This window comes from Sporomusa termitida (assembly GCF_007641255.1).
Classification (GTDB): Bacteria; Bacillota; Negativicutes; order Sporomusales; family Sporomusaceae; genus Sporomusa; species Sporomusa termitida.
The window spans coordinates 4,341,559-4,356,516 of the sequence record NZ_CP036259.1; the positions used below are offsets into that span (position 1 = coordinate 4,341,559).

A 14,958-nucleotide genomic window follows, 5' to 3' on the forward strand; every position below is an offset into this window, starting at 1 on the left:
ACAGCATGAAAAGACTACTGGGACTGATCGTCTCACTTGCGCTGTTGACAGGCCTGTTGGCCGGCTGTACCGGAATTCCTGCGCAAAACAGTGCAAACACGCCGGCGGCAACAAGCGGGAATAAGGCGATGCAAGCCGCGTGGCCGCGGACGATTACAGACGCCGCCGGCAATAAAGTTGTTTTAAAAGAGCCGCCGCAAAGAATAGCGATTCTTCATTCCTTGTATCTGGAATACTTCTTTGCCCTGGGAACACCGCCGGTTGCGTCTATGGGCGCCTCGAAGGGAAATGCCATGAAGGCGTTGGCGGAATGGGAGACGCTTAAACCCTATGCGGGAACAGCCGACATTATAGACTTAGGCAGTGCCCGCGAGTTGAACTTAGAGGCAATTTTAGCAGCAAACCCGGATGTCATCGTCACTTTTAAAGGGCAAGGTCATTTAGCTGAAATTTATGACCAGCTGGTGCAGATTGCGCCTGTCATTCAAGTTGATTTTAACGCTTCCTGGCAGGACCAGACCTCAGCCTGCGCTGAAATTGTCGGCAAAGAAGCCTTGGCCCGGGATTTCATTAAAGAAACTGAGACAATCATTGCTACCACCAAAGATAAGTTGAGCAAACACAACAACAAAACGATTGCCCTGTTCCGCACCGATGGAAAATCATTTATCTCCCGCGGCACTAAGGAATATTACGAAACTTTCGGCATTGCTAAGCCCCCGGGCTATCCGGATGATTATCAAACCTTATCCCTGGAGGCAGTCGCTGAGATGAATCCCGATTATATTGTTTTTCAGGATTCCACGCAAACTGCGCAGACCTTTGTGCAAGCGCAGGCAGCCTCCGCTGTATGGCAGTCATTAGCGGCAGTGAAAAATAGACAGATTATCTATTTTGACGATTCTCTCAATACCTTTGGGCCTCTGGCCATGCGGGCTGCGGCTGACAAACTGGCACAGATATTTTCGGAGGAATAGTTAAAAAACGGACACAGACTGTTTAAATAGCCTGTGCCTGTTTTTTCTCGTTAAAAACGCTTTATCATTGAGGAAAAGAGGCAAATATCCGGCATGAAACAGACAACCAAACCGGCACCGACGGCTCAAATAAATAAAAAAGGCCGCCCGTGGGCAGCGTGGCTCATTATCGTAGCGGGGTCGGGGCTGCTGGTCCTGCTCATGATGTTTTCCATCACCAGGGGCGCGGCGGCAATTCCGTTCTTCGCCGTAGGGGACGCCCTGGTTCGCTTTGATGCGAAGAATACCCAGCACTTAATTGTTCTTGACCTCCGCCTGCCCCGGGTTATTGCCAGCGCCTTAGTTGGCGCTGCCTTGGCCGTAGCCGGAGCCGTTATGCAGGGCACGACCCGGAATCCCCTGGCCGATTCCGGGCTGATGGGGCTGAACGCCGGTGCCGGTTTTGCCCTGTCCATCTGCTTTGCCTTCTTTCCGCGTCTGGGCTATATGCAGCTCATTCTGTTCTCCTTTCTGGGCGCGGCCTTAGGCGCGGCCCTGGTCGGCGGCATCGCTTCCCTGCGCCGCGGCGGCGCTACCCCCATGCGCCTGGTATTGGCAGGGGCCGCGGTCAGTGCCCTGCTGGCGGCGCTTAGTCAGGGTATCGCCCTGTACTTCGATGTTGCGCAGGACATAATGTTCTGGACAACCGGCGGCGTAGCCGCTGCCAGCTGGGAGCAAATCAGAATCATGGCGCCGTGGATACTTGGTGCACTCCTGGGGTCCATCGCCCTGGCCCGCTCCGTCTCCCTGCTGAGTCTTGGCCAGGATGTGGCCAAAGGCTTGGGGCTGAATACGGCGGTGGGCAATGGGCTGTGCTTCCTGATCGTGCTGATACTGGCGGGCGCTTCCGTTTCCGTTGTGGGCGCTGTGGGCTTTGTCGGCCTTATCATCCCGCATCTGGCGCGGTATTTTGTGGGCGTGGATTACCGCTGGGTTATCCCGTCCTCGGCGGTGTTGGGCGCACTGCTCCTGGTGCTGGCCGATTTGGGGGCCCGGACGCTCAATCCGCCTTTTGAAACCCCTATCGGCGCACTGATCGGGCTGATCGGCGTTCCTTGCTTTTTATATCTGGCCCGCCAGCAAAGGATGGGACTATGATGACAAACCAGCCGCAAACAAACCAAACCTACACAAGAAAAATTGCTGTGCGCCACACGGCCGTTATTGCCGGCTGCTCGGTGCTGCTCCTGCTTTCCTTTATCATCAGCATGAACACCGGCTACACGAACCTGGCGCCGCTGGATACGCTGCGCACTCTGTTCGGCGGCGGTACGGCCAGGGAAAACCTTATTCTGTTCGATTTCCGGCTGCCCCGTATTGTGGTTTCCATCCTGGTCGGGGCCGGACTGGCGCTGTCCGGCTGCATCATCCAGGGCGTCGCCAAAAATGCGCTGGCCGACCCCGGCCTGCTCGGCATTAACGCCGGCGCGGGCCTGATGGTCATCCTGTATGTGCTGTTCTTCGGGACGCAATCCTTTCTGTCGGTATTCACGCTGCCGTTTCTGGCCCTGTTTGGCGCCGGCGTAACGGCGGTGATCATCTATGCGCTGGCCTTCAAGAAAGAAGAAGGCGTAGCGCCCCTGCGCCTGATTTTAACCGGGGTGGCGGTGCAGGCCGGCATTTCGTCCCTGACCACCGTGCTGGTAGTCAAGCTGGCTGACACCCAGTTTGACTTTGTAGCAACCTGGCAGGCAGGCAGCATTTGGGCCAGCAACTGGAAATTCGTGCTGGCCCTGCTGCCTTGGCTGCTGCTCCTGATTCCCTATGTGTTGTTCAAGGCCCGCGTGCTGGATGTGCTGAATCTGGGGGACGATGTGGCCCACAGCCTGGGCGCGGCGGTGGAACGGGAACGGCGCCGGTTGCTTGCCGCTGCAGTCGCGCTGGCCGCCGCCTGCGTGGCGGTCAGCGGCAGCATCAGCTTTGTGGGCCTGATCGCACCCCATCTGGCGCGGCGGCTGGTAGGACCGCGACATCGGATATTGCTGCCCACCTGTGCGCTGACAGGAGCGGTACTGGTTTCGGCAGCAGATACTGCAGCCCGGATTATTCTGCAGCCGTCGGAAATTCCCACCGGCATCATGGTGGCGATTATTGGCGCGCCGTATTTCCTCTATCTTTTGATGAAAAGCCGCTAACGAAAGGATGATCCAAGCTGAACAGCATTGCCACAGAGAATTTGTCCGTCGCCTACGGGGATAACCTGATAGTGGCTGATCGAACGTTCCTACATGAAAGAAGGTGCCAGATGAAAAAGATTGCAATTTACGGCAAAGGCGGTATCGGCAAATCAACCACCGTAGCCAACGTAGCGGCAGCCATGGCGGCGCTGGGGCTGACCGTGCTGCAGATCGGCTGCGACCCTAAGGCCGATTCCAGCCGCACGCTGACCGGCGGCAAAAACATCCCCACAGTGCTGGAAACCCTGCGGAAAAAGGGCGACGCCGAGCTGGACGACCTGGTGTTCAAAAGCAGCACCGGCGTTTTGTGTGTGGAGTCAGGCGGCCCGGTTCCCGGCGTGGGCTGTGCCGGGCGCGGCATCATTACGGCTTTTGAAAAGCTGGCGGAGCTGGACGCCTACGAAATTTACAAACCGGACATCGTGCTGTACGACGTGCTGGGCGACGTGGTCTGCGGCGGCTTCGCCATGCCCATTCGGGGCGGCTATGCCGACGAGGTGTGCATTGTCACCTCCGGTGAGATGATGGCCCTCTATGCAGCGGCCAATATTGCCCACGCGGTCAGGAGTTTTGGCAAGCGCGGCTACGCCTCGCTGCGGGGCCTGATCCTGAACGCCAAGAACATTGAAAACGAAAATGAGCTGGTGGACAAGGCGGCGGCGGAGCTGCAAGCGCCGGTCATGTACCGCCTGCCCCGCGAGCCTTTTGTGCAGCAGGCCGAGGCGCAGGGGAAAACCGTGGTGGAGGCTTTCCCGGCTTGCGCGATGGCGGCGCATTACCGAGCACTTGCCAGGCTGCTGCTGGAAGGAGGCGAAACGTCATAAACAAGCTGAACCACTTAAAACGCCTGTCGGCGGTAAAATCCAACTCCGGCATCAAGTTCCTGACGCCCGCCGTTGCCCCCGGCAGCCATTGCCCGATGCGCATCGCGTCGGTAAATGTAGAAAAAATTAAGGATTTGTCTTCGCTGCTGGTGGGGATGCCGGAGTGCGCCACGCACTCGCGGCTGTTCAACCCCGAGCCGGAAGGCCGGCACGGCGAGCTGCATTGGCTGTATGTGCTGGACGCGCACGAGGTGGTATTCGGCTGCCGGGCCGGACTGATCGCGGCCCTCAGAAAAATGGACAAGGCCGGCGCCAAGGCCATTCTGCTGATTGTCACCTGCGTGCCGGAACTGATTGGCGAGGACATCCAGGCAATTGTCAATGAAGTTCAGCCTGAATTGTCCGCCCGCGTCACCTTCGTGCTGCTGGGCCAGTTCAAAAACATCAGCTATCCTCCCGGTTCGTGGAAAATGATGGCGGCGCTGGGCACGCTGATGGCGGCAAAAACAACAGAATCCAGCCGTGTCAACGTGCTGGGCCGCGCCCCGGCGGAAGAACATATCCCCCTGCCGTCCCTGCTGCCGGCGCTCACGCGGCGCGGCCTGGAGCTGCGCTACCTGGCGCCGGGCTCTTCCCTGCAGGCTTTCCAAAGCGCGCCGGACGCCGCCCTGAATTTGGTGGTTTCTCCCTTTATGCAGCCGCTGGCCGCCAGGATGGAGCGGGAATTTGGCGTGCCCGCTATCGCCCTGCACACGCTGTATGCGGTGGAAAGCATCGACAAGGCCTACACGGCCCTGGCCGCACGGTTCGGCTTGGCCTGGGGCGATACATTTGCAGAAGAACGGCAGCAGGCCCTGGCCTGGCAGAAGGCGGCGCAGGAAAGGCTCAAAGGGCTCCGGTATGTATTCTGTCCCCGAATTGACATCCCCCTGCCGCTGGCCGTCTATCTTACCGGGCTGGGCATGGAGCCGCTGCTTTTGCATTTGGAGGAATATTATCCTGAGGACAGGGACTATGCCCGGGAGCTTACCGCCATGGGCCATAATCCCTGGGTCTGCCGGATGGTGAATGCCCAAGCAGATTTGCCGGTTTTGGAAAAGCTGGCGCCGGATTTAAACTTTGGTTATTTGCCGGCTACCCACAAAACCATTCCCTGCGTACCGGATCTGTTTGATTTTTACGGACAAGTGGGCTATGGCCGGACGAGTCACCTGTTAAAAAGAATCGTAAGCATATTGGACAAAATGAACGCAGCCAAGAAAGGAGGGCCTGCCCATGGGTCTGCATCGCTTTAAGCCGCTGCCTTCGGGCCGCATGGGTATTCTGTGGACACTTGCCACCATCCGCGATGCCGCCCTGGTGGAATTTGGCTGTATGGGACACATGCTCTACAGCAGCGTAACGCTCAAACGCGCAGGCGTACATGACGCCTGCAAGCTCTACTCCACGCATATCGACGAAACGGATATCGCCCTTGGCAGTACTGAGAGGCTTAACCATACCATCGACAATGTGGTAAAGCGCGATCAGCCGCGCGTGATTTTCCTGTTGCCCTCGTCAATTCCCGCGGTGATCGGGACAGATCTTCCCGCTCTCTGTGAAGAATTGCAGCCGGAATATCCCGGCGTTCGCCTACTGCCGTTCGGGTACGGCGGCTTTAATGTCACGCAGCACCGCGGTGTACAGGCAGCGCTGCTGCTGCTGGCCACAACGCTGCCGGCGGCTGTGAAACGAACGCCGCAGCCAACCTTTAATATCATCGGCTCCTGTGCTGATCTGTTCCGCTTTCAGGCCGACGCGATCGAGCTGGTCCGTATATTGGAGGGTACATTCAACATCAAGCCATTGTGTGTGCTGACCTCGGCTACGTCCATTGCCGAAATTGAACATATGGGCGGCGCCCATATTAATCTTGTTATCCGGCGCGAGGGCGAACCTGCTGCCCAACACTTAGAACAGCGCTTCGGGACGCCCTATCTGCTGGGGCGGCCCTACGGCCTGGACGGAACCAGACGGTGGCTGGAGGAAATTGGCCAAATAGCCGGTCTGACGGCCGATTCCGCTTTTCTCCGGGCCCAGCGGGAAATCTCCCGGCAGCAGCTTGCGCCTGTCATGCCGTCCTTCCAGCACATTGTTAGAGCACATCCCGCTGAAGCTGCCTTGTCTTTGGGAGGACACGCGGATGTGGTCAAAGGCATTCTTGCTTTTGGCTGCGGCGAGCTTGCCCTGGCCAAAGGAACCTGCTGGTGCGACTGCCCCGAGATGGCCAGCGGGGACATCCCCTATTTTTCCGAGGACGAATGGACCCGGGCAGTACAAGAGCATAAAAAAGGCTATCTCATGGCCAGCGGCGAAGCGCTGGCCTGGGCGGGCCGCAATACGGAGCTGCAAATTTCCAACCCGGACATAAAATGGCGCCTCCATCCTTATGAACCGCCCTTGATGGGTTTCCGCGGCGCTGTACATCTGGCGAATCTGTGGATCAACGAGGATATTGAGGATTGAGAACAAGGGCCCTGGCAGACATTTCCAGACAGCGGCTGCCCCCAAACCGGTAACCAACAGGAAAGAGGGCTCTACCCATTTAAGCATGGGTAGAGCCATCTTTCACTTGTTATGGACATTTTCGCCTTTTGCCTGTGTGAACAGCCAATCCCTCAGGCCTTCGACAGCATAGGCGATTCTCCATATATTGATGTGATTGCCGTCGGCGTCATCCGCCTGACCTGCTGGCACTACCGTTCCTTTTTTCAGCACCGTATATTTAATATTGCGGCCTTCCCCAATCATCCTCCTCACCTCAGACGCCAATTCCTCCTCACCGGCTTGGCCGTTCCATATTGCTTTACTAACCTTCGCTCCTGCTGTCTCCATTCTCGCGATGCCGGCATTCATACCGGAAAAAGCTTTTTGATCCCCTTCGGCAACGATAATCCACATATTTTTTTTAGCCAGGACAGTCATTGCCCGCGGTTCCCATTGACCGGCTACGAGCAATGGCGCCGCAAAAAAGTCGGGATATTTTATCATCATGGCAATGGCCAGCATGGCTCCCCCCGCCTGGCCGGTAACATATAATCTGTTTTTATTCAGGTTATACTGGCTGACGATCGAGTTTATTAAATCTACTGTAATATCCAGATAGGCTGTTGCTTCTAACTTATCATTGACAATTTGGTCAGAATACTGGGGGACAAGGACAAAGCACTCCCGTTTGGCCTGTTCTGACGGGGTTGCCCAGATCACGCCGCCAAGGCCCTGGATCAGCGTTGTGTCGGTTACGTCGCTGGTTGCCCCTGCGTCATGAATAAAAGTTACCAAAGGGTAGGACTTATTCTCATTGTAGTTTTTAGGTATAAATAAATTGTACTTCAGCGTTTTTCCTGTTTTAGGATCCTCGTATTCAAGCTGCTTAAAATCGTCCACTACCAGATTGATTACTTTATTGTTTTCCAGCACATCAGGATAAGGCGTATAACTTTCGCCCGCAGCAGTTATAACATCGCCAGTCTGTTGGACAGAAACCTTGGGCTCCTTTCTTGTCTTGGTTCGTCCTTGTTGAATAAATGTCAGAGCATTTTTATCCGCTTCAGAAAGCTCGAGGATGACATACCTGCCGTTTTTGCCTTGCAGGGCCTTTGCGGCTGCATTATTGACATATGCTTTTGTTATACTCCTGCCCGCGACTGAGAAAGCGGCTGCGGTGAGCTTTGCATTATCAATCTCTTTGTCGTATTCTACTGCTGCGGCAATTAACTTTTGCCCGTCCCCAAACACTTCAGTGATTGCCGTTACCGATTTAATATGTGAACCATCCGGCGTCACTTGTTTTTTAGGTGAAAAGGCACACGCATTCAGTATCATAGTAAGCATTATTAATACCGCTAGCGTTGATAATGATCTTTTCATTTTATATTTTTCCCCTTTACTATTTCTGCCAGCGAAATAGGACTGTTTTTCCTTGCCTTATTTTAACACTAATTGTTACATAAAATACAAGCAAACACCGGGATTAAATGAGGTGCGTGCCTTATAAACCAGGTAAATAGGCCTTTGCCTGCTCCTGAAAAAACCTGTCAGCCAATTCGGCTGACAGGTTAGAATCCGTATTTTCCGCTAGTTGCGGTGACGGTTGTGATACTACCTTTAAGTCACAGCCCGTGTCCGGGCAACCTTGATAGAAAATGAGCAGAAATTGGGCGCGCTTACTTGCCGGTCACTGCAGATATCATGGCTTTTATATTCTCAATCTTCGAGTAATCCAGGCTGCTGCAACTAAGCAAGCAACCTGAATTTATCTGTTGGTAAAATCGTCATTGTTGAACTTAACACAGCATCAGCAATATGGACAGCACTCAACGCTTGTCTATGCCAGCTCCTCCATCAGGCTGCTGATATCGGCGCCGGCCAGCGGCTGCGCTGTCAGGGGACCGCCTTTGAGCTGCGGCAGCGAGTCGGCGAAGGTGGGCCTTTCCTCCCGCCAAAATACGCCGACAGGAATCTCGTCGCCCCATATCCCGGCCAGGGCCTTCGCCCGCTCACGGTCCGACGGATCATGATCGCCGCCAATGGTGCGGACCCGCTGCTGGTACCAGGCATAGGTATTGACAGCGTTAAAGGACACGCAGGGCTGCAGGATATCGACCACGGCAAAGCCCCGGTGGCGGATCGCCTGCGCCATCATATCGGTCAGCTGGTTCATATTGCCGGTGTAGGCGCGGGCGACAAAGCTGGCGCCCAGGCTGATCGCCATATCGACGATATTGACCGGCCGTTCAACATTGCCCAGTGGCGGCGGTGTGAACTTAGTAAACATACCCGGCTCGCTGGTCGGTGATGTTTGCCCCTTGGTCAGGCCGTACACCTGATTATTATGAATAAAATAACTGATATCAAGGTTGCGCCTGGCAGTATGGACAAAATGCCCCATCCCCAGGCCCATGCCGTCGCCGTCGCCGCCTTCGGCAATGACGGTCAGGCCGTGATTTGCCAGCTTGACGCCGGTAGCCACCGGCAGGGTGCGGCCGTGCAGGGTTTCGATACGGTAGCAGTTAATATACTGGCCGATTTTGCTGGAGCAGCCGATACCGTTAACCAGAACGGTCTGCTCAAGATCGAGTTCCAGCACGGCAAACGCTTTTTTCAGGGAATTAATAATGCCGAAGTTGCCGCAGCCGGGACACCAGGTGGGAACATAGTCGAGATTAGCATCATACGCACTCATGCCAGCACCTCCTTGATTTTCAGCAATATCTGCGACGGCGTAAAGGCCCGCGAATCATATTTCAGATAGCGGTTGGCGAGATGAATGCCGGTATGCATGCGTACCAGCCCGCCGAGCTGAGCCGTTTTATTGCCTTCCACCAGCAGCGTTTGCCGGCTGCGGCCGAGGATCGCCGCCACTGCCGCCGCCGGGAAGGGTGACAAATAGACGACCTGCAGGACGTTGACGCTGAGGCCGGCCGCTGTCGCCAGTTCCATCCCTGCCAGCGCCGCGCCTTTGGTTGAGCCCCAGACAACCAGCGTCAGCTCGGCCGTCTCCGGCCCGTACAGCCTGACAGCCTCAAGCTCGGCCAGAATATGGGGCTCTTTGTCAAACAGCTTGTCAAGAGCCTTAACGGTGACTTCCGGTTCACTGCCGGCATACTCGCGGTTGCCGGAACTATAAAAGCCGTCCTCGCCATGGGTGTAGCTGGTGGCAATATGGCGGCCGCCGCCGGTTCCCGGCAGTGCGCGGGCCGACACGCCGTCGGCAGTGAATTCATAGCGCTTATAGGGCTGATGTGCCGCCAGCCAGTCTGGGTCGGCCAGTTTGCCGCGTTCGATTGCCAGCCCCTCGGTCTTAAAGAAAGGATGGGTTGCCGCCGAATCGGCCAGATATTTATCGGTCAGGATAATGACCGGCAATTGATATTTCTCCGCCAGGTTAAAAGCCCGGAAGGTTTCAAAAAAACACTCTTCGATGTCGCCGGGAGCGACCACGATTCGCAAAAACTCACCCTGCGACGCGTTCAGGATAAACGCCAGGTCGGCCTGAGCAGTGCGTGTCGGCTGGCCGGTACTGGGACCGCCCCGCTGGGCGTTGACCATTACCAGCGGCACTTCGGCCAGCGCGGCAAAACCGAGCGCCTCCACCATCAACGAGAAGCCGCCGCCGCTGGTGGCGCCGATCGCCCGCGCACCGGCAAAGCCGGCGCCGATCAGCATATTGATGGCCGCGATTTCATCCTCTGCCTGCTTAAATACCAGCCCGAAAGCCGGGCCGTAGTCGGCAAGATAGGTCAGCACACTGGAGCCCGGCGTCATCGGATAGCCGGCGGCAAACTTGCAGCCGCCTTGCAATGCGCCCATGGCAATCGCATCATTGCCGTTGATCAGCATCCGCCTGGCCGGCGGCTCAGAAAATGGCAGGGGAAACACGGCTGCCGCCGTTTGCTGCGCTGCCAGCTCATAGGTCGCCCGCAGCAAAAGCCGGTTTTTCTCAAACACCTCCGGTTTAAATTCGCTGGCCAAAACCGCTTCGATCAGGTCAGCGGGAAAACCGCTGAGCGCGCAAAACGCCCCCAGCATCGCGCTATTGGACATAATTTTAGCTACATCGCCGCTGCCCTTTTGCAGCAGCGGCAGCTGGTAAACCCGCACGCCGCGGGCCAGCCGGCTACTGTCGACGGCGAGCGAGGCGTCGGCAATCAGCAGACCACCAGGCTGCACACGGCCGTAATTTTGTTCCATCCCGTCCTGCGACAGCACAGCCAGACAATCAATCATCTCTTCATGGGCCGGCAGCGGCGCAGCCGCCAGACGAACCAGGCAGGTGTTCAGGCCGCCTTTAATCAGCGACGGATATTCATTTACAACAAAAGCCCAAAGGTTATTACGCCCGGCCGCCTTAGCCACAGTCGAACCGGCACTCATGACCCCGTAGCCGGCTTCACCGGCAAACAGGCAGCTAAAATCGCTTCTCAAAAAATATCCCTCCTTATATTGCCAAATAACCAGATTTTGTTCCACCTATAATTTCGGCATATTCGGGAAAAATCCTGTTGCCAAAGCCGCGCCCGCATGCAGCAAGCCGCAGGCCCAAGGGCAGCCGTCTACAAACACCACGGCAAATGAGCGCACCAAGATTGCGAAGTTTTGCCTACGTCTAATGTGCCCCATATCGCAAAAAAGAGCCAGGTTTACAGAGTGCCCTGTACCTGGCTCGCATTGTCCCGGACCTATTTATCATATTTTTGGAATAAGCAACGTTCTGTCAAATAAATACTTAAAATTGTGCCGACGATAAAAACCAGAAAGTTTATTCCATAAATTGCCGGGTGGTTTTGCTGCGCATAGACAGTTAAGGTTCCGCCCACTCCTAATAATACATTTACTGCCCCGGCGATGCCCAGAAATTTACCAAAGGTACGGTTGGCGCAGACCCAGGCTTCTTCACTCGCCATTGCCCGGGCTGTCCGGTAACCCCAAAAAAAATTCCGCTTTATCCTTACATAATAAGCAAACAATCCTAAAACTATCCAGAGAAAACCGATTACAGTCAATACTACCGGCGGCACTTTTCTCCCCCTCCCTGGCATCCCGAGCTGTGGTTAAACGGTTCACTTTGGTATGTTGACACTCCGGCGGCCGGGAGCGTTAGCAAGCGCATTAACAGGAGGAATTACCGGACGCAATTTTTTTCCGGCCTGGTATCGGATTCAGCTCCATTGCCGGATGCCCCGGCGGCATAACCTTAGTCCCCGGCGGCCGCGCCTTTCGGTCCTGCGCTGCGACCCCCTGCACGGCGATGCTGTGTTCCTGCGTTACAATCGCCTGCACGCATTCCACCGTAGTCTGGGCAATATTTACCTGCCAGAACTGGCCGGCCACGGTCAAGCGGTAAACAACGCCGTCGTAATGCACAAGCCCCCTTTGTTCCCAAAGATCATAGAGCCATTTTAGCTCAGCCAGTCGTTCGTCGGCCTTGATCAGCGGCTGTAAATCCAGACAGCCCCGCTCCAGCTGGTCCAATATGCTGTTGATCACCGACTGCAGCGGCGCTTGCTCGATCAGGACCATGAAGGGCTTAAGCCCGCCCATGACCATGTTTTCATAAGGCTGCAGCGCCCGGTGCAGCATGGTCGAATAGCCGCCGGCATTACCGCCGGCGCCGCAGCCAAACGGGAATATGGCGCCCCCCCGTTTCGCCAGCGTATTGTAAAGGCTGCGTTCCCGGTTATTTCGCTGCCAGTGGCACATGCTAAGCCGCGAAAAATTCCGTTTCGCTACGAATTCCTGGGCAAAAGCAAACATCCGGGCCTGTTGGGCGGTACTGGCCGCCGGGGACATCGTCCCCGCCAGTATCCGCTGATCCAAATCACTGCCTTCAAATACGTTAAGCTGGTATAAGTCCATGCCGTCGACCGCCGAATCGGCCAGAATCCGCAAATCCTCCTCCCAGGCCTGCATGTCCTGATCAGGCAGGCCATAGATAAGATCGACGATGACGGAACATTGTTGATAAGCCTTTAACGCGGCCAGCCGCCGGAGTACGGTTTCCTGGTCGTCGACTCTTCCCAGCTGGCGGCGAATCTGCGTGTGAAACGACTGCACGCCCAGTGACACGCGGTTTACGCCGTTGTCCAGCCAGACATCCATCTTGGCCGGTATCAGGTCATGACAGCGTCCTTCCAGCGTCAATTCATAGTCGTTGGCCAGGGGCAGGCAGCGCCGAATGGCCTGCAGCAGCAGCCGGGCATTGTGCGGCGACAACGAGGTAGGCGTACCGCCGCCGATAAAAACGGCATGTATCGGACCCTCTTTCAGGTAGGGCTGATCAGCGTCAGCCTCCAGTTCCCGGACCAGACAATCAATATACCGGTCTTCCGCCGCCTGATTGGCTGCATTTTGAAAGAACCCGCAATACAGACATTTTGTCTGGCAAAAAGGAATATGAATATAGGCTGACCGTTCTGTTTTTTCGGCCGGCGGCCGTTCCATAACCTGCTGCCAGATCGCCTGTGCTTGACCGGCCGGCACGGGACAGCCCTGCAGACCCGCATGCACTACCCGTTTCTGGGAGAAAGCGCCTGTCAGCGGATCGGCTTTCTCATACCCCAGCTGGAGCGCTTTTTCTGCCGCCGAGAGTGTTTGCAACAAGTCTTGCAGTTTCATCATCCCAGGTTCTCCAGTCGTTTTACGGTCTCGGCCGCGAACGCTTTAGCGGCCGCCAGATCAGCTTCATCCGGATGTTTGCTCGCTTCCTTATGCAGTGCTTCCCGTTTTTCATCCACCGCATGCGGATGGCCGGCCGGAAACATTTTTTTCATTTGTTCGATCAATTCCGGATCGACTTTTCCCTGACAGATAAAACTATGTACCAGCGGCTGGCCGCCAGGACGCAGTGCCGCCGCATTGCTAAGGCTGTCGGCCGCATGCTGCGACTTGGGATCTGCCCCTAAGGTGGCAAACAGGGCCACGCGCGGATGCTCCAGTTGCCGCAGCAGCTGCTGCGCCTCGGGATCGGCCGACCCCCGGTCAACCCAGAACCCGGCAAACACGCAATCATAAGCATTTAAATCGACCGGCGCTTCCCCAACAGGCAAACAGGGGGTTGCCGCCGGCAGAACGCTGCCGATGGCCTCCGCTATTTTTTTGGTATTCCCGGTCCGTGATGAATACAAAACAATATATTGCATATAAAATCATTCCTTTCCTCTTGTGCTATAATCATCCATTCTATTTTCTATAAAGAAAACCTGCCAGGACGCTCAAAGCTTCCTCAATCTGCGCGCCGGGATTGACGGCAAACAGAGAATAAGGGAGCTGATATACGCGGTTTTGCCGCACAGCGTCCAGACTCTGCCACCGGGGATTTTGCAATACCTGCAGTCCTTTACTCGCCATCTCGCCAAACCGGTGGTCAATGAATAAAATGACATCAGGCTGAACGGCAGCAATTGCTTTAAAATCCAGCGGCGCATAGGCTAATTTTTTCTCCATAGGCGCCAGCAAATCAGACATATTCACCCCCCCCAGCCGTTTCACCATGTCACCGATAAAACTTGTGGAAAGCGCTGCATAGAGTCCGCCGTCGATCGCCCAGACAATAAGCACCCGGGGCGAAGGCCGCCCGCCGGCCTGTTCGATCAGCCGCCACCGCTGTTTTTCAATAGCAGTGATTTTTTTATCGGCAAGTCCCTCGTTGCCGTTTAGCTCTCCGTAAAAATGCAGCGCTTCCAGGACATCGGCATAACGGTCAAACGTCTGCAAAATCGTCGGGATACCTTTTCTTTCCAGCACAACTGCCAGCGACTGATGGGCCGGAAAAGCCATGCCGATTACCAAATCCGGTTTTATCGCCATAATGCGTTCTAAGTCGGGGTTGGGCGGCAGGCCTACTGTGGGAATTTTTCTGATTTCATCCTTCAGGATGGCCGGCGCCATGTCGCCGGTCCCCCTGCCGACCGGCCTGCCGCCGGTTGCCACGTACAGCCCCAGGTTGGATGAATTCAAAGTAATGACACGCTGCGGCCGGTCCGGAATGGCCACAAGCCGCCCGGCACTGTCGGTCACCATCCGCGCCCGGGCACAACCCAGCCTGACAAACCGGTTGCGCGGCAGGCTGCGTTCACTGATCCAGCCGTCGCCGTTGCGTTGCAAAACCTGAATAGCGGCGCATTTGGGGCATTTAATTTCGATTTTTTCCACTGCACCGCGAAACAGCATGCTATTGCAGAAAGCGCACCGGACAGGGCGCAATTCCGTCTGCGGCTCATGCCATGAATCCTGCACAATTCTATCATAGCCAAGCATCCAGTCCACACTCCTTTGTTTTGCTAAGAAAAAAAGAAAAACTCCGAGCGTAATATAAGTTACGCAACGGAGCTCCTAGCTCTCTTTTTGCACTCTGCGCTCACCTGATTAGATCATCAGGCAGTGCATTACTATTTTAAAATT

General features: G+C 55.8%; 13 protein-coding genes. 6 read left to right on the forward strand and 7 right to left on the reverse strand.

Features of this window, described 5'->3' with window-relative positions; translation table 11 throughout:
• Positions 1 to 5: 5 nt before the first annotated feature.
• From SPTER_RS20200 to SPTER_RS20225, 6 genes are all read left to right on the forward strand, one after another.
• Positions 6 to 977, forward strand: coding sequence for an ABC transporter substrate-binding protein (locus tag SPTER_RS20200; protein WP_144352047.1), 972 nt, complete (start codon positions 6 to 8; stop codon positions 975 to 977).
• 93 nt (positions 978 to 1,070) lie between these two features.
• Positions 1,071 to 2,114, forward strand: coding sequence for a FecCD family ABC transporter permease (locus tag SPTER_RS20205; protein ID WP_144352048.1), 1,044 nt, complete (start codon positions 1,071 to 1,073; stop codon positions 2,112 to 2,114).
• The gene (locus SPTER_RS20210) at positions 2,111 to 3,151 is read left to right on the forward strand and encodes a FecCD family ABC transporter permease (RefSeq protein ID WP_246105373.1); all 1,041 of its coding nucleotides are present in this window, start codon (positions 2,111 to 2,113) and stop codon (positions 3,149 to 3,151) included. Before SPTER_RS20205 ends, SPTER_RS20210 begins: the two co-directional genes overlap by 4 nt.
• A 110-nt stretch (positions 3,152 to 3,261) precedes the next feature.
• A complete protein-coding gene (locus SPTER_RS20215; protein WP_144352049.1) occupies positions 3,262 to 4,017 on the forward strand; it encodes a nucleotide-binding protein in 756 nt (251 codons plus the stop codon).
• Between the two features lie 95 nt (positions 4,018 to 4,112).
• Positions 4,113 to 5,312: a nitrogenase component 1 gene (locus SPTER_RS20220; RefSeq protein WP_144352050.1), complete on the forward strand. Its 1,200-nt coding sequence runs from the start codon at positions 4,113 to 4,115 to the stop codon at positions 5,310 to 5,312.
• Positions 5,293 to 6,522 carry a nitrogenase component 1 gene (locus SPTER_RS20225; protein WP_144352051.1) on the forward strand — a complete coding sequence of 410 codons (1,230 nt, stop codon included), beginning with the start codon at positions 5,293 to 5,295 and terminating at the stop codon, positions 6,520 to 6,522. The genes SPTER_RS20220 and SPTER_RS20225 overlap by 20 nt, the downstream gene beginning before the upstream one ends.
• A gap of 102 nt (positions 6,523 to 6,624) precedes the next feature.
• Here the strand turns inward: SPTER_RS20225 and SPTER_RS20230 are convergent, their stop codons facing one another.
• The 7 genes from SPTER_RS20230 to SPTER_RS20260 all read right to left on the reverse strand — a co-directional run bounded on the left by SPTER_RS20230 (position 6,625) and on the right by SPTER_RS20260 (position 14,814).
• Positions 6,625 to 7,926, reverse strand: coding sequence for a PHB depolymerase family esterase (locus tag SPTER_RS20230; RefSeq protein WP_144352052.1), 1,302 nt, complete (start codon positions 7,924 to 7,926; stop codon positions 6,625 to 6,627).
• 457 nt (positions 7,927 to 8,383) lie between these two features.
• Positions 8,384 to 9,241 (reverse strand): thiamine pyrophosphate-dependent enzyme, encoded by an 858-nt coding sequence (locus SPTER_RS20235; RefSeq protein WP_144352053.1) that lies wholly within the window; start codon positions 9,239 to 9,241, stop codon positions 8,384 to 8,386.
• Positions 9,238 to 10,983 (reverse strand): 2-oxoacid:acceptor oxidoreductase subunit alpha, encoded by a 1,746-nt coding sequence (locus SPTER_RS20240; protein ID WP_144352054.1) that lies wholly within the window; start codon positions 10,981 to 10,983, stop codon positions 9,238 to 9,240. The genes SPTER_RS20235 and SPTER_RS20240 overlap by 4 nt, the downstream gene beginning before the upstream one ends.
• A 254-nt stretch (positions 10,984 to 11,237) precedes the next feature.
• Positions 11,238 to 11,576 (reverse strand): SdpI family protein, encoded by a 339-nt coding sequence (locus tag SPTER_RS20245; RefSeq protein ID WP_170233346.1) that lies wholly within the window; start codon positions 11,574 to 11,576, stop codon positions 11,238 to 11,240.
• Between the two features lie 91 nt (positions 11,577 to 11,667).
• Positions 11,668 to 13,176: a heme anaerobic degradation radical SAM methyltransferase ChuW/HutW gene (gene hutW / locus SPTER_RS20250; protein WP_211367342.1), complete on the reverse strand. Its 1,509-nt coding sequence runs from the start codon at positions 13,174 to 13,176 to the stop codon at positions 11,668 to 11,670.
• On the reverse strand, positions 13,173 to 13,697 hold the full coding sequence (locus SPTER_RS20255; protein WP_144352056.1) for a flavodoxin family protein: 525 nt from the start codon (positions 13,695 to 13,697) through the stop codon (positions 13,173 to 13,175). Before SPTER_RS20255 ends, hutW begins: the two co-directional genes overlap by 4 nt.
• A gap of 40 nt (positions 13,698 to 13,737) precedes the next feature.
• Positions 13,738 to 14,814 carry an ABC transporter substrate-binding protein gene (locus SPTER_RS20260; RefSeq protein ID WP_144352057.1) on the reverse strand — a complete coding sequence of 359 codons (1,077 nt, stop codon included), beginning with the start codon at positions 14,812 to 14,814 and terminating at the stop codon, positions 13,738 to 13,740.
• Positions 14,815 to 14,958 lie beyond the last annotated feature (144 nt).

Excerpts from the sequence above, each read along its gene's own strand:
- SPTER_RS20225 (WP_144352051.1), top strand. The coding sequence starts at position 5,293 with ATGGGTCTGCATCGCTTTAAGCCGCTGCCTTCGGGCCGCATGGGTATT.
- hutW (WP_211367342.1), bottom strand. The coding sequence starts at position 13,176 with ATGATGAAACTGCAAGACTTGTTGCAAACACTCTCGGCGGCAGAAAAA.
- SPTER_RS20255 (WP_144352056.1), bottom strand. The coding sequence starts at position 13,697 with ATGCAATATATTGTTTTGTATTCATCACGGACCGGGAATACCAAAAAA.
- SPTER_RS20235 (WP_144352053.1), bottom strand. The coding sequence starts at position 9,241 with ATGAGTGCGTATGATGCTAATCTCGACTATGTTCCCACCTGGTGTCCC.
- SPTER_RS20230 (WP_144352052.1), bottom strand. The coding sequence starts at position 7,926 with ATGAAAAGATCATTATCAACGCTAGCGGTATTAATAATGCTTACTATG.
- SPTER_RS20220 (WP_144352050.1), top strand. The coding sequence starts at position 4,113 with ATGCGCATCGCGTCGGTAAATGTAGAAAAAATTAAGGATTTGTCTTCG.
- SPTER_RS20215 (WP_144352049.1), top strand. The coding sequence starts at position 3,262 with ATGAAAAAGATTGCAATTTACGGCAAAGGCGGTATCGGCAAATCAACC.
- SPTER_RS20260 (WP_144352057.1), bottom strand. The coding sequence starts at position 14,814 with ATGCTTGGCTATGATAGAATTGTGCAGGATTCATGGCATGAGCCGCAG.
- SPTER_RS20205 (WP_144352048.1), top strand. The coding sequence starts at position 1,071 with ATGAAACAGACAACCAAACCGGCACCGACGGCTCAAATAAATAAAAAA.
- SPTER_RS20200 (WP_144352047.1), top strand. The coding sequence starts at position 6 with ATGAAAAGACTACTGGGACTGATCGTCTCACTTGCGCTGTTGACAGGC.
- SPTER_RS20210 (WP_246105373.1), top strand. The coding sequence starts at position 2,111 with ATGATGACAAACCAGCCGCAAACAAACCAAACCTACACAAGAAAAATT.